This window comes from Geodermatophilus africanus, assembly GCF_900107105.1.
Classification (GTDB): domain Bacteria; phylum Actinomycetota; class Actinomycetes; order Mycobacteriales; family Geodermatophilaceae; genus Geodermatophilus; species Geodermatophilus africanus.
Window position 1 is genome coordinate 23,949 of sequence record NZ_FNOT01000023.1, and the last position, 26,005, is coordinate 49,953.

The following is a 26,005-nucleotide window of genomic DNA, read 5'->3' on the forward strand; positions in this document are numbered from 1 at the left end:
CGCGCCGCTGTCTGTCAACTACGGAGAAACACACCGAGATGGGTCATGACGCCGCGTCGGCGAGGTGCTGCCCGATGTAGGGAGTGATCCCGGGAGGCTGATTCGACATGCCGGCGTCGATCGGCAGTGCGATACCGGTGACGTACTTGGCCTCGTCCGATGCCAGGTACACCATGGCGTGCGAGACTGCCTCGGGCTCGATCCAGGGCACCGGCAACAGGTTCATGGCCTGCGCCGGGAACACGATGTCGGCGACCGTGGCATCCGGCTTGCCGCCGCTGAAGAGCGTCTGAATGGCCTGGTTGTGCAACATCGGTGTGGCGACGCAGGTGGGGCACACGGCGTTGACACGAATCCAGTACGGGGCGAGCTCTGCGGCCAACGCCTTCACCAGACCGATGAGCCCATGCTTGGCCGCTACGTAACCAGGCTGCCCCAAGAGGGGAACCAGGCCGCCGGCAGAGGCGGTGACGATGATGGCGCCACCTCGCTCCTTCATGTGCGGGATGGCCGCGCGCACCGTACGCCAGACGGCGGTCAGGTTGGTCTCGACGACGGCATCGAAGATCTCATCGGACGCCTCCTCCTCGACAGGATGGGGAAGACCGATACCGTGATTGACCACGAGGGTGTCCAGACGACCGAATTCGTTCACCGTCCGCGCGATGGCGTCGTGCATCTGCGCTGAGTCCCTCGCATCCGCGGTGATCGCGAGGCACCGGCGGTCTCGCTTCTCGACCTCGGCGAGGGTTTCGTCGAGCTCTTCTCGCGTGCCCATGGCGTACGGGACGAAGGGCAACTGTTCACACAGGTCGGTGACGACGATGTCGGCGCCTTCCTCCGCCATCCGTATCGCGTGCGCGCGCCCTTGGCCACGGGCCCCGCCCGTGATCAATGCGACCGTCCCTTCGAGACGTCCGGTCATGCTTTCCTCCTGTGTCTTCGTGCGGATTCGTGCTGGGGCGCAGCGTTCTCGCGGATCCCCGAGGGGCCCTGAGCCGGGCGATGGGCACGGGACCCATTCAGACTCAGCTGAGATGGTCGGCGCCCGTGACCTGGTAACCGTTATCGGTCGAACGCATGAGCGCCGTGGTTGCGTCAGCCATTGGGCTGCCTCGTCGCTCGGATGCTGAGGTCCAAGTGAACGAGGCGCGACACCCCCGCGATCGGAGACAGCATCGGGAAGGGGGTCCGGTCGAGCAGGAGGCGTCCGTCCACGCGCAGGACGCCCCTGGTGTACTCGACGGCGCCAATCTCGAACGCTGTGACACAGGAGACCCCACGCACGACCGCCGTGCACGGAATTGAGGCGGCCCCGACGGGGGCGTTGTCCACCGACACCCGGATGCGGGGGTGCTTCGCCGTGTGCAGATAGTGCGATGACCGCAGGTGCCAGTCGCGGGGCGCGAGACCCGTAGTGATTCGGTCGGCAGTCAACTCACCGGCTCCGCTCGCCCGGCCGTCGGCGACGCGGATCGTCCCGCCCGCAACGGGAATGGTCCCGCGGACCCATGACAGGGCGAACGCCTTCGCTCGGAACAGGAGCCGGGAGCCCTCGGGGTCGACCTCGTAGACCCCGTCCGGAGGGGTAGTGGCAATCCCGGACTCGGTCGACTCGGCGGTGTCGGGGTTGAGCATGATCAGCCTCCTGTAAGAAAGAGACACATCGGCGTTGCGCAGGGCCGGCTGCCTGGAAGAACGCCGGAGGGACGGAATGGCAGTGGCGCTGTCGACCTCAGCGCGATGCTGCTCGGACCGGACTCGGGTCCATGAAGATGAGGTACTCGGCGACCTTGCCGTCGCGCACGCGCGTCCGGGTCACGGCAGGCAGCGTGAACTCGGTGCCATTCTGCATGGTGTACGTGACCTCGACCCGGACGGCGGCGACGTCGTCCGCCGCCCACTCCTCGAGGATCACGTGTCGCATGCCGGCGACCGATCCGAGATACCGGGCAACCCAGGCCTGAATGGCGTCCCGCCCGCAGATGACCTCGCTGTTGGCCATGCGGAACCGGCAGTCGTCGGTGAAGAGGGCGAAGAACGCAGCGATGTCGGTGTCGGCAGCCGCCAGTAGCGCTCGGTTGGTGTCGAGGGCCGACGACGAGGGTGCGGTCGTGGTCACAGTGGCCTCCAGTCGAGGAATGGGTGAGGCACGAGATCGCGCCGCCAACCGCGACATCACGTGCGGGGTAGTGGCCGCGCCGGGCGCGAGTAGACATGTCAGGGGTTGAGACATGGGGCTGCACGCGACCGGGCGGGCTCGGCCCGACCATCCGCGACGTCACTCCGAGGACAGGCCCTCCTCCGGCTCCCGCGCCCGCACCCGTGCCATGCCAGGGAACGGCTGGGGCGCTGGACCGGTCGCGGGCCGACAGACGCGCCCGGCCCGCGACCGGTGAAGACCTCAGAGAGCAGCGGAGACGGACACCCGGCCAGTCACGCGCCGCAGAAGCGCACGCGGGTCGTCGGGCAGCACGTCCCCGCGCCAGGCAACGTGACCATCGGGACGCACGAGGACGAGGTCCCGCTCGTACAGCCGGCGCGCGTTCACGTCGTCCACGGCGAGAACCTCGAGCGGGACGTTCTCCGCTGCGGCAGCCGCGACCATGTCGGCGGCCGCCGCTGCGCCGGCGAAGCTCACCAGCGTGAACCCGTCCTGATAGGCGCCCAGCAGGGAGCTGCCGTCGGCCAGGCGGACGTGCGGGGCACGGGACCCGGGAATGGTCGTGGGCAGGTACACGCTGCCGTCGAACTCGGGCGCCTCCGTGCCGTCACTCACAACGACCGGTGAGCCGTCGTAGCGATACCCCATCTCCACGCCCCAGCTCCCGTGCTCTCCGGTGTTGGCGCTGAAGTACTCCGCGAGCTCGGCGCGGTGGGCGTCGGCCTCGGGGCCGTCTGCGTGCACCAGCGCCGGGTCCACAAGACCCTGCGCCTGGACATGGATACCCAGGTGACGAAAGGACCAGTCCCGACCCAGGATGGCGACCGGACGACGTTCGGCGTCGTAGCTGTCGAGGAGCTCGTCGCCGCCGTAACCCTTGATCACTGCCGCCAGCTTCCAGCCCAGGTTCACCGCGTCGGCGACACCGCTGTTGAGCCCGTACCCGCCGGTGGGGATCACTTCGTGCGCGGCATCGCCGGCGACGAACAGGCGGCCGACGCGGTACCGGTCGGCCACGAGGACGTTGGCCTTCCACACGCTGCTCTGCAGGACCTCGTCGATCTCGAGGTGACGTCCGCACACCTTGTCGAGAAGCTGCTGCTTGTCGATGTCGGCCGTGTCCACGCCGTCGGTGATGGCGCTCGTCTGCAAGGTCCAGGTGTCGACCTCGTCCTGCGCGATGATGGCGCCGACACCGCCGCCGACGAAGAAGGCGTGCCAGTACTGGCCGTGGGCATGCAGGGTCGCCAGGTCGCGGGACTTGAAGTGGACCTGGCAGAACGTGATGACGCCTCGCTCGCCTTCCATGGTCAGGCCCATCGCGCGGCGCACCACGGAGCCGGCACCGTCACACCCGACGAGATAGTCGGCGGTCAGCTCGTGGTCGGCGCCCCCGACGGGAGAGACGATCGTCGCGCGCACCCCGTCGCCGTCCTGCGCCACCGAGGTGACCTTCCACGGGCGCAGGACCTCGATGTTGGGGTCGGCGAGGCACCGCTTCATCAGCAGCTTCTCCACCTCGATCTGGGTGACGCGCTGCCACGGCTGCGCGGGCGCTGTGCCGTCGTTCGTCACCTCGATCCACTGCCGCATCTCGTCGACGCTTGGGTAGTGCCACCGGCCGACCTCGTAGCCGGCCATCGACGTGCAGAACACCACGTCGAAGGAGTGCTGGGGCGCTACCCCGACCCGACGGACCTCGTCCGCCAGGCCCAGCCGGTCCAGGAGCTCCATGCTCCGAGCGTTGGTGAGGTCCATCTTCGGGAAGGTGGTCGTCTGGGGCGCCTGCTCGACGAGGGTGCTGCGCACGCCGTGCAGGCTCAGCTCCAGGGCCAGGATCATGCCCACCGGCCCTGCGCCGGAGATGAGCACCTCACGTCGCACGGAGGGATCGAGGTGCACGCCGACATCGGCTGCGTCCGTGCCATCCGAACCCATCCCGGTCGCTGCTCGCGGATCTGTGCTCATGCCGTTCCTCTCCTGAGGTCCTGGGCGCGTGCCCGCAGCGGTGTGACACCGCTCACTCGCAGACGCTAGAGCTATATGTGATATCAGTCAACGCCGGGACCGATGTTTGCTGCACGCCAGAGACGGCGCTTCACGGTCGGCCTCATCGGACCGGGCGCCCGAATCGCAACACGCTCCCGCCCCTGACGAAGCGGCCAGGCAGACAGAGGCGGCGACGCGAGCCGCTCACTCCCTCACAGGCCGGCAGAGGAGCTGGGCCCCGCGCCATGGGGAACACGGTGGGGGCGAGTCCGCCCACCCGCGCACAGGCAACCCAGGCCACCGCCGGCGAGGAGGCCGGCGCCCGGCGAGGCGTGGTCGCCGAGGGGCTTGCTGATATCACATATAGCCCCCTAGTGTGATGGGCGCCACCAAGCCGAAGGAGCCCCCGTGACCTCGACAGCCCTTACCCCCGAGCAGATCGTCGCCCGCAACCTCGCCGCCGTGGACGCCCACTTCCACAACGAGAACCCCGAGGACATCGACAAGGCGATCGACCTCTACGGCGACTCCATCGTCTGGGAGGTGCCCGCTCGCGGGGTCCTCCTGCGGGACAAGGCGGCGGTGAAAGCCGCCTACCTGAAGATGTTCCAGAGCTACCAGATCCACTCGATGACCCCCATCCGGCGCTTCGCCGCCGACAACTACGTCGTCGACGACACGGTCGCGGACATGACCCTCGTCGGGGACGTCGAGACCAACGTGCCCGGCTGCCCACTGCCCAGCGGCACCCCGGTCAGCCTCCGGGTCGTCCACATCTTCGAGCTCGACGACGAGGGCCGGATCATCCGCGAGAACGGCTACGAGCTGTGGCGACGGGCTGACGGTCCGATCGATGACGACATCCCGGCCGACGCTCCCACGGTCACCTTCGACTGAGGGCTCTGCCGCCGTCCTCCCGTCCCACCTGGCGATGCCCGAGCCGCACGGGCCGGGTTGACCGGGCAGCTGCCGAGGTCCACGGCCCTCCGCGAGCCGTCATGTCCGCACGCCGGCGCCGGAGGCGCGCTCGGCCAGTCGCACCAGGGACACCACCGCGCCGCGGCCTGTGCACGGAGCGGGCCCCGTAGCGCAGCACCAGCGTCAACACACGAGCGGACAGGAGCCGACGTGACGAACGATCGCATGGATGGACAGTGGGACCAGGAAGTCGACGTGCTGGTCGCCGGAAGCGGGATCGGCGGGCTGGGAGCGGCCGTTGTCGCGGCCGCGAACGGCGCCGAGGTCGCCGTGGTCGAGAAGGCGGCGACCATCGGCGGCACGACGGCCAAGTCGGCGGCCTACATGTGGATCCCCAACAACAAGTACCTACGCGAGTCCGGGCGGACGGATCCGCGCCCGGACGCCCTCCGATACATGGCCAAGCTCTCCCGTCCACGGCTGTACGACCCGGCCCACCCGACCCTCGGTCTGCCCGAATGGGAGTACGCCGGGATCGCCGCCTTCTACGACCACGCCTCGGAGGCGGCCGAGACCTACGAGCGGCTCGGGGTCCTCGAGTTCGGCCACGCCGCGGACTTCCCCGACTACTACGCCCACATCCCCGAGGACGCGGCCCCGACCGGCCGGATCCTGTTCCCGGCGGAGAGCCAGGGAGCGCCGATCGGCGGGCGAATCCTCGTCGGCAAGTTCGCCGACGCCTGCCGCCGGGCCGGCGTCCCGATCACCGTGGAGGCCCGGGTCGTCGACGTCGTCCAGGACGCGGACGGGACGGTCGTCGGTGCGGTCGTCGAGCAGGGCGGCGCACGACGCCGCATCCGCACGCGACGCGGCGTGGTGTTCGCGACCGGGGGATTCACCCAGGATCCTGAGCTGCGGCTGCGTTACCTCGACCAGTCCTACGTCGGCGGCTGCGCCGCACGGACCAACACTGGCGACCTGCTGGCCATCGCGCGGGACGCCGGCGCCGACCTGGTCAACCTGAACCTCGGCATGCGGGCACCCATGGTGCTGGAGCGGCTCCAGCAGGACCCGGCCGGGGTCCGTGGGTCCTTCATGATCCCCGGCGACTCGATGATCATCGTCAACCGGTTCGGGCGGCGGGTGGTCAGCGAGAAGCTGCCCTATCACGACTTCGCCCGGGTCTTCTTCGAGTGGGACGGACAGCGGGGGACCTACCCGAACAACCCACTCATCGCGATCTGGGACGACGCGGCGATGCGCTTCGGCGGCGATGGCTTCGGCAATCCGATCCCAGCCCCCGGGGTGGACCCGTACTGGGTGGTCAGCGCGGACAGCCTGCCGGACCTCGAGAAGGGCATCGCCGCCCGACTCGAAGGGCTGCGATCCATGACGGGTCAGGCCGAGCTGGATCCCAGGTTCACCGAGACACTCGAGGCCACGATCGGCCGCTGGAACGAGATGGCTCGCGAGGGCGTCGATCACGACTTCGGCCGTGGATCCACTCCGATCGAGCAGGGTCTCAGTGCCTTCTTCGGTGTGGGCGAGGGACCGAATCCCATGATGGCGCCCCTGGCACCCGACGGCCCGTACCACGCCACGATCCTGGGACCGGCTCTCATCGACACCGCCGGCGGCCCGCGCTGCGACCCCGACGGCCGAGTCCTGCGGCCCGACGGCAGCCCCATCCCCGGCCTGCTCGCCGTCGGGAACTGCGCTGCCGCCCCGTCGGGCGAGGCCTACTGGGCGGGCGGACACACCATCGGCTTCATCCAGTGCGCCGCCTACCTGGCCGGCCACGCCGTCGCCGCGGCCTGACCGCCGCCCCCGCGTCCCCTCGCACGTCCGCTGTTCCTGTCCGCCCACCCACCCCAACGAAGGAGGGTCATCAATGACCCAGGCCACCACCAACCTCGACTCGGCCGTCCGCGCCTTCTACGCAGACCTGGACGCCAACGACCCCGACGCGTTCGACCGCCACCTCGCACCCGACGCCGTCTTCGCCTTCAACGACGTCGACCCGGTCACCGGCGTGCAGCAGATCAGCGACTTCGTCGGCGCTTGGAAGGGCAGCTTCAAATCGGTCACCCACGACCTCTCCGGCATCGCCGTCGACCCGGGACAGGAGCGGGTGGGTGTCGAGATCGTCGTCGCGTACGTCTTCCCCGACGACCGCGAGGTCAGGGTGAAGGGCTGCTCGTTCCTCGACTTCTCCGCCGACCGCATCACCGGATGGCGGGTCTACGTCGACACCACCCGGCTGAGCTGACCACCACCACCCCCACCCCCACCCCCACCCCCACCCCGAAGGAGAGAACTCATGGGACGAGTCGAGGGCAAGGTCGCCCTGATCACCGGGGCCGCCCGCGGCCAGGGACGCAGTCACGCGATCAGGCTCGCCGAAGAGGGCGCCGACATCATCGCGATCGACATCTGCGAGCACATCCCGTCCGCGCTGCACACGATGGGCACGGAAGAGGAGCTGAACGAGACGGTGCAGCAGGTCGAGAAGCTCGACCGCCGGATCGTCGCCAAGAAGGCGGACGTCCGCAACCGGGAGGCGCTGGGTGCCGCCATCGCCGAGGGCGTGCAAGAGCTGGGCCGGCTCGACATCGTCTCGGCCAACGCCGGCATCGCCTCCGTCAACCCCGTCCTCGAGGTCAGCAACGCCGAGTGGCACGACGTCATCGACGTCAACCTGACGGGCGCCTGGCACACCGCAGTCGAGGCCATCCCGCACATCCTGGCGGGTGGCCGCGGCGGATCCGTCATATTCACCAGCTCCGCAGCGGGCGTCGACGTGGTCCCGAACCTCGGTCACTACAACGCCTCCAAGCACGGGATCATCGGCCTGATGAAGACACTCGCAATCGAGCTGGGGCCGCAGAGCGTGCGGGTCAACGCCATCGCCCCGACCAACGTCGATACGCCGATGCTCGTCAACGACAAGCTGATGAAGCTGTTCATGCCCCACCTCGAGAGTCCGACGCGGGCGGACGCCGAGGCCGAGGGCTCGAACTACCGGGCGGTCAATGCCATCCCGATCCCATGGGTGGACCCGATCGACATCAGCAATGCCCTGTTGTTCCTCGCGTCTGACGAAGCGCGCTTCATCACCGGGATCGTGATGCCGGTGGATGCGGGCTTCCTCGTCAAGTAGGGCACCGAACTGGATCGCGAACCCGCGTGGGGTTGCCGGACACCCCGGTGGCCGCTCCTTGCGCGGGTTCGCGACCCCGCGGCCTTCGCGCACTCCAGCCGACTTCGGCCGTCGTCGATGGCCGTCCAGCACCAACCTGAGCCACGCGACTGACATCAACTATGAGAAACCTGTGCACGCCGTCGGCGCCCGACGGACGCCGACGCGCGGAGGAGGAGCGATGAATCCGCCGGAGCACCAGTCGGGCCCGCTGTGGTCACCGGATCCTCGTCGGGCCGGGGACAGCGCGATGGCACGATTCTGGCGCTCGACCCGAGAGACCGAAGGTCTGCAGCTGGAAAGCTACGACGATCTGTGGACTTGGTCGGTGGACCACCCCGAGCGGTTCTGGCCCCTGGTCGGCGAGTTCTTCGGGGTCCGTGCTGGTGGCGCGTGGACCCCCGTGCGGGACAGCTCAGAGCTCTCGGGGGCGGGCTGGTTCCCCGAACTCTCCGTGAACTACACCGCCCAGGTGTTCGCCGGCGCATCTCGCGACCGTCCAGCCCTGGTCATCGCCCACGAGGACACGCCACCGGTCGAGATGCCGTGGGCGGAGTTGCGCGCCCAGGTCGGGGCAGTCGCCGCCCGTCTGCGCTCCTGGGGCGTCAGGCCTGGCGACCGTGTTGCGGCTTACCTGCCCAACAGCGCGGAGGCGGTTGTGGCCCTGCTCGCGACCGCGGCCGTGGGCGCGGTCTGGTCCTGTTGCGCGCCGGACTACGGCGTCGACGCGGTCGTGGACCGCTTCGCCCAGATCGAGCCGCGGGTTCTCCTGGTGACGGCCGGCTACTCCTACGCCGGCCGACGCGCCGACCGCAGCGACCAGGCGGCGGCGATCGCCGCTCGGCTGCCTTCGGTCACGCACGTGGTGCAGGTGGGCGACGCACCGCCGAAGGGCTGGCTCAGCTGGGCCGACGTGGTCGGCACGCCCGCCGACCTGGTGACGGAGGAGGTGCCGTTCGCCCATCCGCTGTGGATCCTGTACTCCTCGGGGACCACCGGGTTACCGAAGGGCATCGTCCACTCGCACGGCGGCATCGTGCTGGAGCACCTCAAGTGGCTCGGCCTGCACAACGACATGGGTCCGGGCGATCGCCTTTTCTGGTTCAGCTCCACCGCCTGGATGGTCTGGAACGTCACCGTGTCCTCGCTGATGCTGGGCGCCACCGTGGTCGTCTACGACGGCAGCCCGACGTGGCCGGACAAGGACGCCCTCTGGCGCCTCGCCGCCCGGACCCGCGCCACCTACTTCGGCACGAGCGCCGGCTACCTGACCGCGTCCCAGCGCGGCGGGCTCGAGCCCGGCCGCGACCACGATCTCTCCGCTCTGCGGTGCGTCATGTCCTCGGGTTCCCCCCTGCCGATCCCGGCGTGGCACTGGGTGTACGAGCACGTCAAGCCGGACGTGTGGCTGGACGCGCCCAGCGGTGGCACCGACGTCTGCACCCCGTACGTGGGTGGCAGCCCGCTGGCCCCGGTACATGCCGGGGAGATGCAGTGCCGCCTTCTCGGAACACGCGTCGAGGCCTGGCGCGAGGACGGCACGCCGGTGATCGACGAGGTCGGCGAGCTCGTCGTCACCGCGGCCATGCCCTCGATGCCGGTCATGCTGTGGAACGACCCGAACGGCCGGCGCTACCAGGACACCTATTTCGACGTCTTTCCCGGCGTGTGGCGGCACGGGGACTGGCTCACCGTCACCGGCCGCGGCACCGCCATCGTGCACGGCAGGTCGGACTCGACGATCAACCGGCACGGGGTCCGGCTGGGCAGCGCGGACATCTACACGGCCGTCGAGGGGCTGCCTGAGGTGGCCGACTGCCTGGTCATCGGGGCCGAACTCACCGACGGCGGGTACTGGATGCCCCTGTTCGTCGTCCCTGCCGCCTGCGTGGCGCTCGACGACGCTCTGCGCGGCCGGATCAACGACGCGATCCGGAGGAGCTGCTCCGCGCGTCACGTGCCCGACGAGATCATCGAGGTGCCGGCCGTTCCGCACACGCTGACCGGCAAGCGCCTCGAAGTGCCGGTCAAGAGGCTCCTCCAGGGGGTGCCTCCGGCCCGTGCGGTGAACGCCGGCGTCGTCGACCGCCCCGACGTCCTGGACTTCTTCGTCCGGCTCGGTCAGGAGCGCCACGCGAACCGGGGGAACGCGTGATGACGGTCTTCGTCACCGGCGCCACCGGAAAGCTCGGTCCGCACGTCATCGCCTCGCTGGTCGCCCGCGGCGAACGGGTTCGTGCCCTGGTCCGGGACCCCGGTAAGGCGCGCCCGCTCCTCCCTGCGGATGCCGAACTGGTGCAAGGGGACTTCGCCGCCATCCCGACCGTCGAGGCCGAGCTGGCCGCGGCGGCCACAATGCTCCTTCTCACGCCGCACGGGCCGGACATGGCCGCGGTGCAGAACACGCTGATCGACCTGGCCACCCGGGCCGGCACCCGCGTGGTGAAGGTGTCCGGCACGAGTGCGGGCATCCGCCCCGACGGCCCCGACGCCTGCCGCCAGCACTTCGACGCCGAAAAGCACCTGGCCGACTCGGGCGTGCCGTGGGCGGTCGTCCGACCGAACGGGTTCATGCAGACGTTGATCGTCGCGATGGCCGCTACGGTGCGTGAGCGTGGACTGATCGCCAACCCCCTCGGCACCGCGGGCATCAGCCTGGTCGACTGCGCCGACGTCGGTGCCGCCGCCGCTGCCGTGCTCACCGATCCCCGGCACGACGGTCGCCACTACGTCCTCACCGGCCCGGCTGCACCGACCTACGCGGAGATCGCGGCGGTCATCAGCGAGGAGACCGGTGTCGATGTCAAGGTCCTGGACGTGACGCCAGAACAGGCCGGGGACGCCGCCCGGGCGCGGGGGCTGAGCGACTGGGAAGCCGGGCACCTGACCGAGATGCTCGGGATGTTCCGCACCGGCGCATCCGAGTACGTCACCACGGACGTCGAAGAGGTCACCGGACGCCAGCCCCGATCCGTACGCGACTTCGTCCGGGACCACCGTCACCTGTTCACCGGCTGACCGGCTGGGAGCGCCCCTCTGCCGCAACCGGCGCGGGCGCGCAGCACCCCCACCACAGCCCCCTGTCACGAAACGGAAGGACCTGTCGTGCGAATCCTCAATCTGGACGGTCGACTGAGCCTCGCAGTCCGCGACGGCGCAGTCGATGTCGAGACGGCCAGCGGAGGAACATTCCCCGCGGACGTCATGTCGGTGTACGAGCGCTGGGACGAGTTCGCCCAGTGGGCACGAGACTTCTCCGGCGCCCCCGACCGCAGCCTCGACGACGCCGCCGTGGGGCCGCCGGTCCCACGCCCCGCGCAGGTGTTCGCGGTCGGGTTGAACTACCGCGACCACGCGACCGAGGCCGGCCTGGGGCTACCGGACCGGCCGATGGTGTTCACCAAGTTCCCGGCCGCGGTGACCGGCCCCTACGGCGAGATCGTCCTGCCCTCGGACACCGTCGACTTCGAGGTCGAACTCGTGGCGGTCGTCGGCCGACGGGCCCGCAACGTCGTGGAGTCGGACGCCTGGGCGCACATCGCGGGCCTAACCGCCGGCCAGGACCTCTCCGACCGCGCCGAGCAACTGAGCGGACCGCCGCCACAGCAGTACAACCTGGGCAAGTCCTTCGAGGGATTCGCGCCCATCGGCCCCGCTCTCGTGACCCCCGACGAGTTCGCCGACCCCGATGACATCGCGCTGGGCTGCCAACTCTCCGGCGTGCAGATGCAGAAGGGTCGCACCCGGGACTTCGTCTTCAGCATCCCGCAGTTGGTCGCCCACCTCTCCCGGATCCTCCCCCTCCTGCCGGGCGACCTGATCTTCACCGGTACCCCCTCCGGCATCGGCTGGGTCCGTGACCCCCGCCGCACCATCGCGCCCGGGGAGGAACTCGTGACCTTTGTCGAGGGCATCGGCGAGATGCGGCACACCTTCGTCGCCCGGTGATCTCGGCCTCGGCTGACCCCCGTCCTCCCTTCCACCACGGTCCGCGGCGAGACCGCTCGACCACCCGTCACCACGCCAGGAGCCCAGACATGACCGCCTCGACCGCGACCCCCTCGGTGGACGAGCGCACCGTCGACCTCGAGGCGCTCGCCGCCGTGGAGCAGCGAGTGCTGTGGCTGGCCACCGCCATCGTCGACCACGCCAACCGCGTCAGGCCGAATCCGACCGGGCTCAAGGTCGGCGGTCACCAGGCCTCCAGCGCCTCCATGACCTCGATCATGACGTCGCTGTACTTCCAGCAGTTGAACCGCGACGACCGCGTGTCGGTCAAACCACACGCCTCCCCCGTGCTGCACGCGACCAACTACCTGCTCGGCGAGCTCGGCGAGGAGTACCTGACCACCCTGCGCTCCTTCGGAGGTCTGCAGAGCTACCCCAGCCGCAGCAAGGACCCCGATCCGGTCGACTACTCCACCGGATCGGTCGGCATCGGGGCGACCGCCACGATCTGGGGGGCGATCGCCCGCCGCCACGCCAACGGGCTGTCCGGCGCCGGCACCACCGGCCGGCAGTACGCGCTCGTCGGCGACGCGGAGCTGGACGAGGGAGCGGTCTGGGAGGCCATCCTCGACCCCGCCGTCGCCGAGCTCGGCGAGATCGTCTGGATCGTGGACCTCAACCGGCAGTCACTGGACCGCGTCGTGCCCAACATCGCGGCCACCCGGCTCGAGGGGATGTTCCGCGCCGCCGGCTGGCAGGTGATCACCGTCAAGTACGGACGAGTGCTCAGCGAGCTGTTCACCTGCCCCGGCGGGGATGCCCTACGGACCCGCATCGACGAGATGACCAACCCGGAGTACCAGCGCCTGCTGCGCCTGAGCCCCGACCACCTGCGCGAACGTCTGCCCGGCGACGGACCGCACCGACCGGCCATCTCCGACCTCATCAGCGGGCTGGACGACGCCCACCTGCACGCAGCCGTCCGCAACCTGGGCGGCCACGACCTGGGATCCCTGCTGGACGCCTACGCGCAGATCGACGACACCCGGCCCACGGTGATCTTCGCCTACACGGTCAAGGGCAACCGGCTGGCGACCGAAGGGCACCCGCAGAACCACTCCGCGCTGCTCAACGAGGACCAGATGCGGCAGCTCGCGGAGCGATGCGGTGCCGACCTCGAGCGCCCCTGGTCACGCTTCCCGCAGGGCACACCCGAGGCAGACCTGTGCGCCCGGGCCGCTCGCCGACTGCACCGGGACCACGTGGAGGCCGCGGTGCCACCCGCGGTGCCCACCGACATCGGCCGCACCCCGACCGGGACCGCGACCACCCAGGCGGCGCTCGGCCGCACGCTGCTCGACCTCAGCCGGGCCGCTCCCGACGCCGCGCGGCGCGTGGTCACCGTCAGCCCCGACGTCAGCTCGTCGACGAACCTCGGCGGCTGGGTCAACAAGATCGGTGTCTGGTCGGCGCAGGAGCGCACCAACTGGTTCGCCGACGACACCGAGACGATCCTGCACTGGCGCGAGCGCCCGAGCGGACAGCACATCGAGCTCGGCATCGCCGAGACCAACCTCGTCGGCCTCCTCGGCGAGCTGGGCGCCACCTGGAGCCGGTGGGGGGAACCCCTGCTGCCGATCGGTGTCCTGTACGACCCCTTCGTCGCCCGGGCCCTGGAACCCTGGTCCTTCGGCATGTACGCCGGAGGCCAGTCCATCCTCGTCGGGACACCGTCGGGTGTGACCCTCGCGCCCGAGGGCGGTGCGCACCAATCGATCACGACGCCGTCGATCGGGCTGGAGCAGCCCGGTTGTGTGACCTTCGAGCCGGCGTTCGCCCTGGACACCGAGTGGTGCCTGCTCGACGGGCTCTCGCGGCTGGGCCGAAAAGACGGCAGTTCCACGTACCTACGGCTGTCCACGCGCCCCGTGGACCAGTCGCTGGCCGCCGTCCCGACCGACGCCGCGGCCAGGGAGCGCCGCCGACGCCAGGTCGTGGCGGGCGCGTACGCCCTGCGGCGCTCGGCGGACCCACGCGTCACGATTGCGGCCATGGGCGCCGTGACGCCCGAAGCAGCCGCTGCGGTCGACCGGCTGGAAGCTCAGGGCGTCGGCGCCGACCTCGTCTGCGTGACCAGCCCGGGGTTGCTCTACCGGGCCTTGCGCGCCCGGCAGGGCCGCCACGAGGGACCGAGCTGGATCCTCGACCAGGTCTTCCCGGCCGCGCGAGCCCGTCCGCTGGTGACCGTGCTCGACGGGCACCCGCACACCTTGGCGTTCCTCGCAGCCATCCACGGCACGCCCGTGATCAACCTGGGAGTGGACCGGTTCGGGCAGTCCGGCGACCTGGCGGACACCTACCGCTACCACGGCCTGGACATCGACAGCATCATCGCCGCGGCGCTCGACGCGGCCGACGCGTAGGAGACGACCTCGGGCGGGTGCGCCCGGACCTCGGGAGGGGGGATGGGTCCCAGCCGACGTCGGCTGAGACCCATCCCCCAGAGCCGGCCCGGACGACGATTCGCCGGCCGATCCGCGTCGGCGGTCAGCCGGACGCCGTGCGGCCAGGTTCCGACGACGTGCCATCTCCCCCGGTCTCGTAACGCGACAGGGCAGACCGGGCGAGCTCCTCGTTTCGCTCGAGGTGCTGGCTCACCGCCTGCTCCACCGCTTGCGGATCCCGTGTGCGGAAGGCCGTGATGAGGTCCTCGTGGGCGTGCTCCCGGCGACGGTGCTCCTGCGGCTGCGGATCCAATGCGCGGAAACCGATCCGGATGTACCGCTCGGCGGCGCGCCACAGCGTGGTCAGCGTGCGGATGTCCCACTCGGTCGCCACCGGAGCGAGCAGCGCGAGATGGAAGGCCTGATGAGCCTCGTAAATCTCGTCAACGCCCAAGTCTTCCCGGCCGAACGAGGCCGCCTCCCGTTCCAGGTCGTCGAGGACATCGGAGGCGATCACCTGGCAGGAGCGACTGGCCATTTCCGGCTCGAGGCGGTGACGCAGCCGGTAGATCCCGTGCAGGTCGTCCAGGTGCACCGGCGCGACCGCGGCGCTGCGTCCAGGTCGGGCCAGCACCAGGCCCTCGGTCTCAAGACTGCGCAGAGCCTCACGCACGGGGATGAAGCTCACCCCCAGGTGACCGGCAAGCTCGCGCAGCGAGAATTCCTGCCCGGGCTCCAAGGAGCCCGAGATGATGGCCCGACGGATCTCAGCAGTCACCTGCTCGACGACGGACCGGGACTCCACCCGGCGGAGGGGCGAGCCAGGAGCTGACGCCACGAAGCCGCCTCCGATCACAAGTCACTTGCTATAAAGTATAGCTGGCTCCTCGCGCTCGGTAGGGAAGTCATTCCATATGACTGCGCCGCGTCGAGGACCACGTCGGCATCGGCCTCCGCCCCCCACGTCTCCGTCGGACGATCGCGGCACCCCGCGGGTCGTTATCGAGACACCAGTGCCCAGCTCACACAGGCTCTCGATCAACGTCCACAAGAGCCGGTCGCCGCCAGATCAATGTCGACAACCCACAGACGCTGGACGCCCGGGGGTGCCAGATCAGCAGATCCTCGCCGTCGCCAGCGGCACGCCATGCTTCGGTACGTCTCTGACTGACTGGATCGGCACAGCGCCTTCGTCCTCTCAGCTACCTGAACGGCCGCCACGTCGTTTCGGCTGCACTGGAGCCTTACAAGAGCCACGAGCCATCACACCTCGTGCACCGTCGGCTGCGAGTTTCGTCGTGATGAATACGCTGGCTGCCATGGCGAGGAAGCGGAGGGGACAGCGGGAGACCCATCACGAGCCACGAACAGCGACGTCCCCGGAGCGCGGAACCACAGCCGGCGCCGGCACCAGCGCAAGAAGCGTTGAGGCGACTTCCGCAGCGGCGAATCCGACCGATCGTCGCCGAGCGGCGACGACCTGCGGATGGTGCGGCGGACCGATTCAGCCGAAGGCCCGTGGGCGCATCCCCACCTGGTGCTCGCCGGCTTGCCGGCAACGCGCCTGGGAGCAGTCACGGGCCGCGGCCTCCGGCCGTGCGGCAGTCCAGGTCGTCGAGCGGCGCGTGGAGGTCTCGACGCGGCAGCCGCTCACCCGCCGGGACTGGCCCCAGGCGCTGCAAGAGCTGGCTCAGCAACTCGATGACGGGCGGATCTACGACCGCGACCTCTCCGGTCTGTCCGTCGCACTCGACGCCGTCCTCGAGGCCTACAACCGCCGGCCCTACGTCCGCCTCCGAGCCGCTGACGAGCGCCGCGCGATCTGGGGTCCCCGAAACACATCTCGCTGACGAGTGCTCCCGCGACAATGGGCGTACTGGAGACCCACAGGAGGCGCCGGTACGCCAGACCGCCCCTGGTCTCGCCCTGAGCGACGTTCTCCAGTTTTACTGCAGTAGGAGGCTCCGGGAACTGGAGGCGCCTCGAAGCCCGGGGGGTCTTGCCGCGTCGACAAGACCTCGCTGGTCGCAGAACAACTGGAGAAGCACCCGAGGCCGCTCCCCCATCGTCAACGGACGCACGGCATGAGCCGCCGTCCGCGCGTGGCCGCTGTCGGACGTCGGCGGGCTGAATGGAGAACTGGGGAGGACACGACATGGGCGACCCGGAGCCCCTTCAGGATGTGCTGGCCGGCAGTCCTCTGCTGTTCACTCCGGAGGAAGCAGCGACGGCCCTCCGCATCGGTCGAACGACCGTCTACGCGCTCATGAGGGCCGGCGCCTTGCGTCCAGTGCACATCGGCCGCAGCTGCCGTCTCCCCCGCGCCGAGCTCGAGCGCTACGTCCGCTGCCTGGAGACGTCGACGGACGAGGTCAACCCTGCACGGACTCCGCGACGTCGGATCGACGCCACCCCACGCCGCATGCACGCCGGATAGCCGGTCCGCATCGCGGCTGGGGACAACGCCGCGGCCATCCACCGATTTGTCGCACAGGCGTCCGCACCAGGCGCCCCCGTGGTGGGGTCGCCCGGCTGGTGCCGCGACCCGCAGGTCGACGGCAGGGAGCGGGGGCTCGGGCAGGCCTGACATCGCCGGAGGGATCGACGTGGCAAGACGCGCGAATGGTGAGGGGTCGATCTTCAGGCGCAAGGACGGCACGTGGTCGGCCGAACTCAGCTACCGGGACGACTACGGCACCTTGAAGCGGCGAACGGTCTACGGAAAGGACGCAGGCCGCGGTCCGCACGAAGCTCCGAGACGCCTGCGAGCGGATCGAGTCCGAAGCACCCGTCAAGGACGCCATCATGACCGTCGCCGCCTGGCTGGAGGACTGGATCACCAAGTCACTTGCCGCCAGCGACCGCAAGCAGGCCACCAAGGACCTCTACGCCACCCTCGCCCGCACCCATCTGATCCCCACGGTCGGGACGATCCCCCTGGCCCGGCTGCGCCCCTCCGACGTGGAGGCGGTCTTCGTCACCAAGCGGGAGGCCGGCCTCGCGCCGTCCACCGTGCGGACGATCTACACGGTCCTCCGAGGGGCCCTGGACGTCGCCGTGCGGGACGGGCTGCTCCGCAGCAATCCCGCGGCGGCGGTGAAGCGGCCCGGCGTCGAACGCAAGGACGCACCGCACCTGACCGCGGACCAGGCGCAGGCGCAGCTGAAGGCGATCCGGGGCGACCGGCTGGAGGTCCTGTTCCGCCTGATGCTGGCCACCGGGCTGCGCCGGGGCGAGGCGCTGGCCCTGCACTGGCGAGACGTCGACCTCGATGCGGCCGTCGTCCGGGTGCGCTGGACGCTGTCGCGGACGTCTGCCGGGCTTGAGCTCGGCGAGCCGAAGACTGAGAAGTCGCGGCGCACCGTGCCGTTCCCCGTCCCCGCCGTCGAGACGTTGCGGGCGCACCGCAAGCGCCAGGCCGCGGAGCAGCTCGCCGCAGGCAGCCTGTGGCAGGCCAGCGGGCTCGTGTTCGCGTCAGAGATCGGCACGCCGCTGGAACCGCGCAACGTCCTGCGTCGGTTCGAGGCACTGGCCGAGCGAGCCGGCCTGCGCGGCGTCCACCTGCACACGCTGCGTCACTCGGCGGCGAGCTTCCTGCTCGCCGCGGGCACGCACACGAAGGTGGTGCAGGAGCACCTTGGGCACAGCTCCTACGCCATCACGGCCGACATCTACAGCCACGTGGCCCCGGCGCAGCAGCGCGAGGCGGCCGACAAGCTCGGGCAGGCGATCCACTGGTGACGTTGCTGTGCAAACCGCGTTGCGGTTCCGGTTGCGGTGCGGTTGCTGTACTCATGCGAGAGGCGGGTCAGTCCGAAGGACCGACCCGCCTCTGACCTGCGGTTTCACTGTCGGGCTGACAGGATTTGAACCTGCGACCCCTTGACCCCCAGGCGTCGGCAGGGTGTGCAGCATCGTCCGCCGAAGTCCGTTTGCGCAGGTCAATCGGTATGCAGAACGCGCACGAACGAGCGAGAACGGCCCTGAACAGACCCGATGGTGGTCAAAATGGTGGTCAAGAACCGCGGTCCTGACCTGTACTAACACGGCCCTGGCGTCGCCGACCGCCCCGGTGCTGAGCGTGACGATGTCTCGAAGGGTCATGGCAGGATGGCTCGCTTGAACTGAATATCGCGGCCAACGCGGATTCGCCCCCGGCGCCTTGGGGGCGCACGTCCGCCATGGATAGAGGGGCTCCCGCCCCCTCCCCCTTCCTGCCTGCCTGCCCTGCAACTGACAGTTCCCCAGTGCGGGGTTCGTGGACGTGCGCCGTCGTACGGACACCCAGGTCAGACGGCTGATGCGGTCATCCGCGCATGGCTGCGGACAACGGTGAACGTCCCGCGGTGGCACACATGCTGGCACACAGCCTCACCCGCGAGTGAGGGAACAGCCGGTCGGCCGGTCGAAGCCGAGCCCAGCATCGATGACGACGATCTCCAGCTGGCCAAGCTGGCCATGCGGGTTCGATTCCCGTCACCCGCTCCACGCAAAGCCGCAGGTCAATTGGCCTGTCAGCCCTCCTGGAGAAGGTCTGGAGGATCCTCCGGACGGCCCGTTTGAACCCTCCCAGGACCCCTGTTTTCCGCTGCGTGGGTCATGGATGGGTCACGTCGGGCGGCTCGATACGGCCAGGTGGGAGCCCTCCTTCGGCCCTCGAGGAGGCCTATCCCGTGACCACAAGTGGTCACGGGGTGAGCTGGAGGCCGTGCCGAGCGGCGATCCGCCGAGCGACCTCCCCATCGGCAGTGTCAGCCGCTCCGCCGCGGCCCGGCTGTAGATGACGACGGCGAACACCGTGTACCGACACAGCGGGGTCTGCCACCAGCCGGCGTCGCTGGGCAGATCGCGCTACAGGCCGCCGCGCATGCAGGCGGCGGCGTACAGGGCGTACTGGCCGTTGCCGGTGCTCGACGCGACCGCGGAACGTCACCTCCGGCAGGTAGCGCTCGCGCAGCCCCTTGTAGCCCAGCGGCCCGGCGCCGGCCGGGCAGGCGAGATCGAGCGCCGTGACGGCCATGAACGAGGTCGCAACTGACGACCCGAACAAACGGCGGGACGCGGCGGACTCGAACCACCGCCCGTCGTCGCTGAGTTCAACCCTGACCCTTGGCAGCGCAACCGCTGGCCTCCCGACGGGGGCGGAGGTGATGACCCGAAGGAGCGGCAGAGCTACTCGTCCGCGGGTCGCTCATGATGTGTGGCTCATCTGGGTTACGGCACTCGGTCCCTCGCCGGCCTAGTGCTGCGGAGGTGATGGCGATCTGCCAGCCACCGTTGCGCGCGGTACCGCCCGCGCGGCCATCACCTGCTGCCTATGGCGGGGCCTGAATGCAGCGGGCGTCCTCGGCCCTGCGGTAATGGCGGGCCCGGAGTCCGTCGACGCCGCCGAGGCGTATCAGGCCGGGGGGCTCAGCGCTCCTCTCGATCGGCGGGGTTGCCTAGGGCAGGGGGAGGAAGGCGACATGCGATCCCACTCGTCGTGGAACGCATGTCACTGAGGAGGCGGTGTCCGATGGCGCGCGACAGCCTCAGCATGCCTCGCACCCGGTCCGGACGGACTCCATATCCCGGCCGATGGTCTAAGCCGTGTTCGTCGGCCCGTCGCGGGACCGACACGGAATCCCGGGCTGAACATCGAGATGCCGTGTCGTCGACCCGTGGCGGTGGAATTGGGGGCTGGGTAGTCAGTGGCGGGCAGTACGGCCGAGGTGGGACGGATCGCTGGGGGAGGACAGCATGGCCAGCAAGCCGGAAACCGCCGAGGAGCAGGAGGCGATCGCCACTGTCGACCAGGTGCGCCGCAGGCGGTGGCGCCGCGCGGGGGACGCCTCAGCTGGCGCACACCACCGCGGCTTAGGCGCGCAAGCTCCATCCGCGGGCGTGTTGTTCGGCCCTGCCTCGTGGGCAACCTCGTCACCACGGTCGCGGTTGGTGTGCCGGCGTCATGGCGTGGCACGGCCACACCGTTGCAGACATGCACCACCACGCTGTTCCTGCCATTGGCCGACCAGCCGGCACCCTCCGCCAGCGCACCGAGCCCACCTTGACCAGAAGGCCATCCCAACCTCGCTCAGGCTGGCCGACCAACCCCGCATGCTGGCGGCCAACGCCCGCCGCCACACCGGCACCAGCGGGCCTAGTGACACCCCTGTCACCAGGCTGATGGCCGTCCTCGCAGCTCAACCCAGCCCTTCGCCGCCCAGATCACCGAGACCACTGCACACGCCCGCATCGATGCTGGGGCCCTTGCACGACACAGGACCACCTGCTACTGCACACCTCAAGGATCAACGATTACGGGTCAGGACCCGCCGCTCAACCAACACGACCCAGGTCAGGGTCAGGAGTGGTTGACGACGTGCGTCAGCGGGTCAACGCTACTCGCAGCCCGAGAGGCGTTCCGCGCAGGCTGCGGCGGCAATCGGTCGAACAAGTCGGCCCTAACACTACCAAGCGAGCCGGTCGGACGGCGGACCATTGAAAGCGTACTTGTCATCAACCTTCCGGGACCTGGTGGTACACCGGGACCGCGCCTACCGAGCACTTCGCAGCCTCAACTTCGACGTCATCGCCATGGAAGACTATGTAGCCGCGGATGAGCGACCCGTTGATCGATGCCTGTCCGACGTCGCCTCTGCCGACCTTTATGTCGGCCTTTTCGCCTTTCGCTACGGCTACATCCCGGACACGAACAACCCGGAGCGTCGTTCCATAACAGAATTGGAATATCAGCAGGCTGTGAGAAGTGGTGTACCCCGGCTCATATTTATGGTTCCACAGCATGCCAAGTGGGAGGTGCAGTTCCTCGACGCTCTAACTGGAGAGGGCGACAGGGGCGAGCGCATCAACATACTGCGCATGACGGTGAGCAAGGAACGACTCGTTGGCGAGTTTGCAACTCCGGATCAGCTCGGGGCAGCCCTGGCTAGCAGCGCCTCGAACTGGCTACTCAGGCAGCAGGGAGTAGCGCCAGCCCACAGAAATGCGACGAATTTTGTGGCACCTCATCCTCGACAGCTTCGGTCTGATCTACTTTTGCTGCACGCCCCGGCTGACGGCCCTCCCGCAGCAGCCCTTACCGAGGCGCTATCCAGTGTCTGGAAGGTGCGGCCCTCAGCTACTGGCTTGAAGGCGGCTTCCGCGGACGAGTTCAAAGAATTGGATCGACTGGCCACATCAGCCCGACTCGCTGCGGTCCTTTTGACGCCCTCGTCCCTGACCCTCCTGACCGAGGATTCCATCCGATCGCGGCGGTCGCTGGGGTTGGCGCGTGACCGTACTGGTGGACTAGTCGGCATTGCTATGACAGACGTCCCCTCGGACGAGGCTAAGAGCTGGGGTCTCACCAGCGTGGTCGGTCGACCGTCGCCAAGCAATGTCCAAGACATCTCGGGTCTAGCTTCGCCTTTGCACTTGCACCTTGTAGAAAACCTTGGCTTACCGACTGCCCCAGAGATTGGCCTGCCCGTCGTGACGGTGGCAATGACGGCGATGGAGGCGGCCGACCTGCTCGCGAACCCGCCGGAACCGGTAGCCGCCCTTCTGGAACTTGTCGGCGAGTTCGGCTCGCGCTGGATAATGGACCGATACGGGCCAACGCGTTCGAAGTGGCGGCCGTTCGTCGACAGCGACGAGACGATCGAGCAGATTTTGACGGCTGGGGTTGCCGGCGTTACTCGGGGTGCTGACAGCCTTCGGGGACGAAGTGTCAGAATTCAGCCCTACCCTCTGGACGCACTCCTCCCCGACACCATCTTGACCATGTGGCCAATCTATCAAACTATTGCCCAAACTGGGTGCTTGGTAGTTGTCGACGAGTTGTCACTGTTCCACGAACAGGTGCGCCAACTTCTCATTAGCTCCCCCCTACTAACGGGCGAGCAGGTGGCCTTCGTCACACTGTCACCCCTCGACCCTTCCGCTGGCCACCCGCACTTGTTGATTCGCCAGCAGTTGGACGCATATCTGACGCAGGCAACTCGGCGCTTCAGTGAAATCCTCGACCCGCTTTGCGAGATAGGTATTCCGGAGCGCCGGAGGCTGAACCGGTGGCTCTACGGCAGTCTTCCTCGTGCTGTCGTAGCCTTCCGTGACGCGAACCGAGACCCCGATAAGATTCGCGATCTGGCCGAGGAGCTAGGTGTACAACCGAACCCGGCTCTGGGGCGGCTCATTGCCGGGGAAGCGGGTCCCGGATGATCGTGACGTTTTACTCCTATAAGGGCGGTGTGGGACGGTCTATGGCGCTGGCTAATGTCAGTGACCTAATGGCCCGCAGCGGTCTTCGCGTTCTGATCATCGACTTCGATCTGGAGGCACCTGGTCTAGAGCACTTCTTTCCAGTTGACCACGACGCAGTCGGCGGCCACGAAGGACTGCTGGACTTGCTGCTGACCTTCAAATATTCAATGTCGACCAATGCCTCCGGCTCGGAGGAGCGGAACGCCTTTAAGCAGTTGGATCGATTCCTGGTTAACGTTTACCCGTTCCGCGACGGTGCCGGTGGGATTGATCTCCTTCCGGCTGGAAAGCGGTCGTCCGATGAGCAGATCGGCCGCTATGGCGAGGAGCTGCGGCGGTTCGACTGGACCGACTTCTACTTCGCCTGGTCAGGAGAGCTATTCTTCGAATGGCTCCGTCGCGCTCTCGCTGATCACTATGACGTCGTCCTTGTGGATAGCCGCACGGGCGTTACAGAGATGGGCGGCGTCTGTGCGTACCAGCTTGCTGATGCCATCGTGGTGCTTTGTGCGGCAAATCTTCAAAATATGGCCGGTACGGAGGCGATGGTCCGACACTTCCTTTCGCCGCAAGTGCGCGCCGTTCGGGGTGATCGTCCGATTGATGTGCTGATCGTGCCTGCGCGTGTCGACCAGGAGGACAGCTCGCTCCGCAGCATCTTCGAGCAGCGATTTGAGGAGCGCTTTGGGCACTACCTGCCTGTCGCGCTTGCCAGCGAGCAGTTGCGGTTGTGGGATCTGCAGATCCCGTATGAGCCGCGATACGCCTTTGATGAACAAGTGGTGACCGACCCTAGTCGCTCTGCGGAGCGCCGAGGCCTGGCCGCAGCTTACGACAAGCTGCTTAAGGGTATCGCAATCCTTGCGTCGGACGACAGTCCGCTCGGCGCGCTGGGCCCCAGGAGGAGCGTAAACCGCTCGGAACATCTGTCGGAGCCTGTTGAGACCCGGTACGACCCCACGAAGCGCTTTGCGTCAGTTGATGTTTTTATCTCCTTCGGACTTGGCTCCGAGCAAAGTGCAACAGAGATCCGAGAGGTGCTGTCGCGCCAGGGGCTATCAGTGGCGATGTCACCCGACCCTGTAACTCGGGACGCTACTTACACGCGCGCGGCCGCGGACCTCATTCAATCGGCCAGGGTCGGGCTCTTACTAATCACTGCTGAGGGGGATCGTTCCCCGTGGCGACAACGAGAGATGGACCAACTCTTATCTTCATCTTTTAGGTTGGCCGTCCTCCCTGTGGTGCTTCCGGGTGCCAATCCTGAACAAATTCCACCGCCCCTTCGCGGTCTAGCCTTCTTGGACTTCCGAAGCAGTGGAATCGACGCAGTCAGGTTGCTGGCTTCTATCCAAGCAGCAAACGCCCGCGCCGCGTCTACCTCTGCATCCGTCCGTCACCTTGAGCGGAACCCCTACCGCGGATTAGCCCCATTCCGCGAAGAAGACCAGGACGTCTACCTCGGGCACGAGGCGGACGTAGACGTGATCCTCCATCGACTCGGTATTCAAGGCGCCTGCTCGATCGTCGGCCCGCCAGGCATTGGCAAGACCAGCCTCGTCTTCGCCGGGGTGGTACCGGCCCTGCGACGGGGCGCCCTACCTGGAAGCGAGCGCTGGCCTGTGGTGCCAGTGCGGCTTGGCAATCAACCGCGGTCGTCCGTCATTGAGGCACTGACCCGACTCGCAGCCGGAACGCCGGGGGAGATCCGCAATGAACTCGCTGATGACGCTAATGCGCTGACCGACTTGCTGCGCGAGCGTTTCGCGAGGATTGTTCTGGTCATTGATCATGTTGAGGAATTGTGGACGCGGGCAGGAACGGTCGAGCGAGGCCACTTCAGTGAGTACATCAACGATCTCTGCAGGTTGGGCGGCGGGACAATTGTGTCATTGTGGATTGTTCGGTCTGGCCATCGCGAAGGCGCGAGGCGCACGACCGGAGTTGTTGGTCAGGTTTTCACAGACCCGGTCTTGATCGGTCCGCTTGATGAGGGGCAGCTTCGGACGGCTATCGAGGTTCCAGCCCTCCGTCTTGGGCTGGCTTTTGAGCCCGGACTCATAGATAGGCTGTTAACCGACCTGTCCGATGCGCCAGGAGCGCTCAAATTGACCCTGTCGCAGCTCGTGTTGCATGAGCTGTGGGAGAACCAGCGGGACGGTTATCTCACACATGCGTCGTACGAGGCACATGGGGCCCTGCGGGCCCTCATCGATCGTGCTGACGCGACAATGGAATCTCTGCCAGCGGCCGAACGCCCCCTGGCGCTCCAAACCCTCCTCAAGTTGGTTGTGATCGATGAACAGGGCCAGCTAATCCGTAAGCAGGTGCGGCGCAACACATTGAGTGCCGAGGAGGAGGTAGCGATCTCCGCGTTCGTCGACGCGTCCCTGCTCGTCGGCGATCAAAGTCCTGCCGCTGCGGCCGAGGATGCCACCATAAGGGTGGCGCACGAGGCGCTCCTTCACCAGTGGCCACCCCTTTGCGACGCGATCGAGGACAGCTGGCTCAAGCTCCAGCTGCGCTCCGACCTGGAGCGACTGGCCGCCGACTGGCAGCAGAGTCGACGTAATGAGTCCTACCTGCTGCGTGGCAGGCGGCTGGACCAGATGAACCAATGGGCAACTCAGCACCCAGGAGAGCTTGGCCCACTCGAACAAGAATTCCTTGAGGCCAGCGGAGGACTGGCAACCCGCGAGCTGGAGGCCACCCGCCGCCGCAACCGACGCCTCCGCACGCTGGCCGGTGGCCTGGCGCTATTGCTGGTGGTCGCCCTACTGGTGAGTGTGTTGGCTGTGAACGCGAGACGGGAGGCTCAGGCGCAAAGCCGGCTGGCGCTGTCCCGGCAGGTCGCTGGAGAAGCCGAGCAACTGGTAAACACCCGACCGGACACCGCCATTCTAGCCGGTCTGCAGAGCCTCAGTCTCGCCCGCGATCATGAGGCGGCTCCATCAAGCGGCCTAATTACTGCGCTCGCCCGCGTCACGCATGCCTCCCAGCAACTGGCCGGCCACGCCGGGGCGGTGTACGGAGTGGCGTTCAGCCGCGACGGCCGGCTGCTGGCCACCGCCAGCCAGGACGGCACCCTGCGGCTGTGGA

At 68.1% G+C, this 26,005-nt stretch carries 18 protein-coding genes and 1 tRNA gene; 14 read left to right on the forward strand and 5 right to left on the reverse strand.

The window, feature by feature from the left end; all coding sequences use genetic code 11:
- Nucleotides 1–43: 43 nt before the first annotated feature.
- From BLW63_RS23750 to BLW63_RS23765, 4 genes are all read right to left on the reverse strand, one after another.
- The gene (locus BLW63_RS23750; protein WP_091161837.1) at nucleotides 44–925 is read right to left on the reverse strand and encodes a mycofactocin-coupled SDR family oxidoreductase; all 882 of its coding nucleotides are present in this window, start codon (nucleotides 923–925) and stop codon (nucleotides 44–46) included.
- Nucleotides 926–1,098: 173 nt separating this feature from the next.
- Nucleotides 1,099–1,638 (reverse strand): YceI family protein, encoded by a 540-nt coding sequence (locus BLW63_RS23755; protein ID WP_091161840.1) that lies wholly within the window; start codon nucleotides 1,636–1,638, stop codon nucleotides 1,099–1,101.
- A gap of 97 nt (nucleotides 1,639–1,735) precedes the next feature.
- On the reverse strand, nucleotides 1,736–2,122 hold the full coding sequence (locus BLW63_RS23760) for a nuclear transport factor 2 family protein (protein WP_211517267.1): 387 nt from the start codon (nucleotides 2,120–2,122) through the stop codon (nucleotides 1,736–1,738).
- Between the two features lie 282 nt (nucleotides 2,123–2,404).
- Complete coding sequence (locus BLW63_RS23765) at nucleotides 2,405–4,132, reverse strand: FAD-dependent monooxygenase (protein WP_211517268.1); 1,728 nt, start codon at nucleotides 4,130–4,132, stop codon at nucleotides 2,405–2,407.
- Between the two features lie 429 nt (nucleotides 4,133–4,561).
- On the opposite strand from BLW63_RS23765, the gene BLW63_RS23770 reads away from it, so the two are divergent.
- From BLW63_RS23770 to BLW63_RS23805, 8 genes are all read left to right on the forward strand, one after another.
- Entirely contained in the window at nucleotides 4,562–5,050 is a 489-nt protein-coding gene (locus BLW63_RS23770; protein ID WP_091161845.1) for a nuclear transport factor 2 family protein, read from the forward strand.
- A gap of 231 nt (nucleotides 5,051–5,281) precedes the next feature.
- The gene (locus BLW63_RS23775) at nucleotides 5,282–6,889 is read left to right on the forward strand and encodes an FAD-dependent oxidoreductase (protein ID WP_091161848.1); all 1,608 of its coding nucleotides are present in this window, start codon (nucleotides 5,282–5,284) and stop codon (nucleotides 6,887–6,889) included.
- 73 nt (nucleotides 6,890–6,962) lie between these two features.
- On the forward strand, nucleotides 6,963–7,340 hold the full coding sequence (locus BLW63_RS23780) for a nuclear transport factor 2 family protein (RefSeq protein ID WP_091161851.1): 378 nt from the start codon (nucleotides 6,963–6,965) through the stop codon (nucleotides 7,338–7,340).
- 51 nt (nucleotides 7,341–7,391) lie between these two features.
- A complete protein-coding gene (locus tag BLW63_RS23785; protein ID WP_091161853.1) occupies nucleotides 7,392–8,231 on the forward strand; it encodes a mycofactocin-coupled SDR family oxidoreductase in 840 nt (279 codons plus the stop codon).
- A 220-nt stretch (nucleotides 8,232–8,451) separates the two neighbouring features.
- Entirely contained in the window at nucleotides 8,452–10,425 is a 1,974-nt protein-coding gene (locus BLW63_RS23790; RefSeq protein WP_091161857.1) for an acetoacetate--CoA ligase, read from the forward strand.
- Nucleotides 10,425–11,288: an NmrA family NAD(P)-binding protein gene (locus BLW63_RS23795; RefSeq protein ID WP_091161860.1), complete on the forward strand. Its 864-nt coding sequence runs from the start codon at nucleotides 10,425–10,427 to the stop codon at nucleotides 11,286–11,288. The genes BLW63_RS23790 and BLW63_RS23795 overlap by 1 nt, the downstream gene beginning before the upstream one ends.
- 87 nt (nucleotides 11,289–11,375) lie before the next feature.
- The gene (locus BLW63_RS23800) at nucleotides 11,376–12,218 is read left to right on the forward strand and encodes a fumarylacetoacetate hydrolase family protein (RefSeq protein WP_170856947.1); all 843 of its coding nucleotides are present in this window, start codon (nucleotides 11,376–11,378) and stop codon (nucleotides 12,216–12,218) included.
- Nucleotides 12,219–12,307: 89 nt separating this feature from the next.
- Nucleotides 12,308–14,641, forward strand: coding sequence for a transketolase-like TK C-terminal-containing protein (locus BLW63_RS23805; RefSeq protein ID WP_091161870.1), 2,334 nt, complete (start codon nucleotides 12,308–12,310; stop codon nucleotides 14,639–14,641).
- 124 nt (nucleotides 14,642–14,765) lie between these two features.
- Here BLW63_RS23805 and BLW63_RS23810 read toward each other — a convergent pair whose 3' ends face one another.
- Nucleotides 14,766–15,440, reverse strand: a complete 675-nt coding sequence (locus BLW63_RS23810) for a GntR family transcriptional regulator (protein WP_211517269.1) — start codon at nucleotides 15,438–15,440, stop codon at nucleotides 14,766–14,768.
- An 847-nt stretch (nucleotides 15,441–16,287) separates the two neighbouring features.
- Here BLW63_RS23810 and BLW63_RS23815 point away from each other — a divergent pair.
- From BLW63_RS23815 to BLW63_RS23835, 6 genes are all read left to right on the forward strand, one after another.
- On the forward strand, nucleotides 16,288–16,512 hold the full coding sequence (locus tag BLW63_RS23815; protein ID WP_091161873.1) for a hypothetical protein: 225 nt from the start codon (nucleotides 16,288–16,290) through the stop codon (nucleotides 16,510–16,512).
- A gap of 305 nt (nucleotides 16,513–16,817) precedes the next feature.
- Nucleotides 16,818–17,099: a helix-turn-helix domain-containing protein gene (locus BLW63_RS29110; RefSeq protein WP_091161877.1), complete on the forward strand. Its 282-nt coding sequence runs from the start codon at nucleotides 16,818–16,820 to the stop codon at nucleotides 17,097–17,099.
- 368 nt (nucleotides 17,100–17,467) lie between these two features.
- The gene (locus tag BLW63_RS23825; RefSeq protein ID WP_211517270.1) at nucleotides 17,468–18,403 is read left to right on the forward strand and encodes a tyrosine-type recombinase/integrase; all 936 of its coding nucleotides are present in this window, start codon (nucleotides 17,468–17,470) and stop codon (nucleotides 18,401–18,403) included.
- Nucleotides 18,404–19,039: 636 nt separating this feature from the next.
- Nucleotides 19,040–19,150: transfer RNA gene (locus tag BLW63_RS27140), tRNA-Gly, on the forward strand.
- A gap of 2,004 nt (nucleotides 19,151–21,154) precedes the next feature.
- Entirely contained in the window at nucleotides 21,155–22,864 is a 1,710-nt protein-coding gene (locus tag BLW63_RS23830) for a DUF4062 domain-containing protein (RefSeq protein ID WP_280140571.1), read from the forward strand.
- A gap of 2 nt (nucleotides 22,865–22,866) precedes the next feature.
- Nucleotides 22,867–26,005: nSTAND1 domain-containing NTPase (locus BLW63_RS23835; RefSeq protein ID WP_211517271.1), on the forward strand; the 3,139-nt coding region annotated here is incomplete at its 3' end.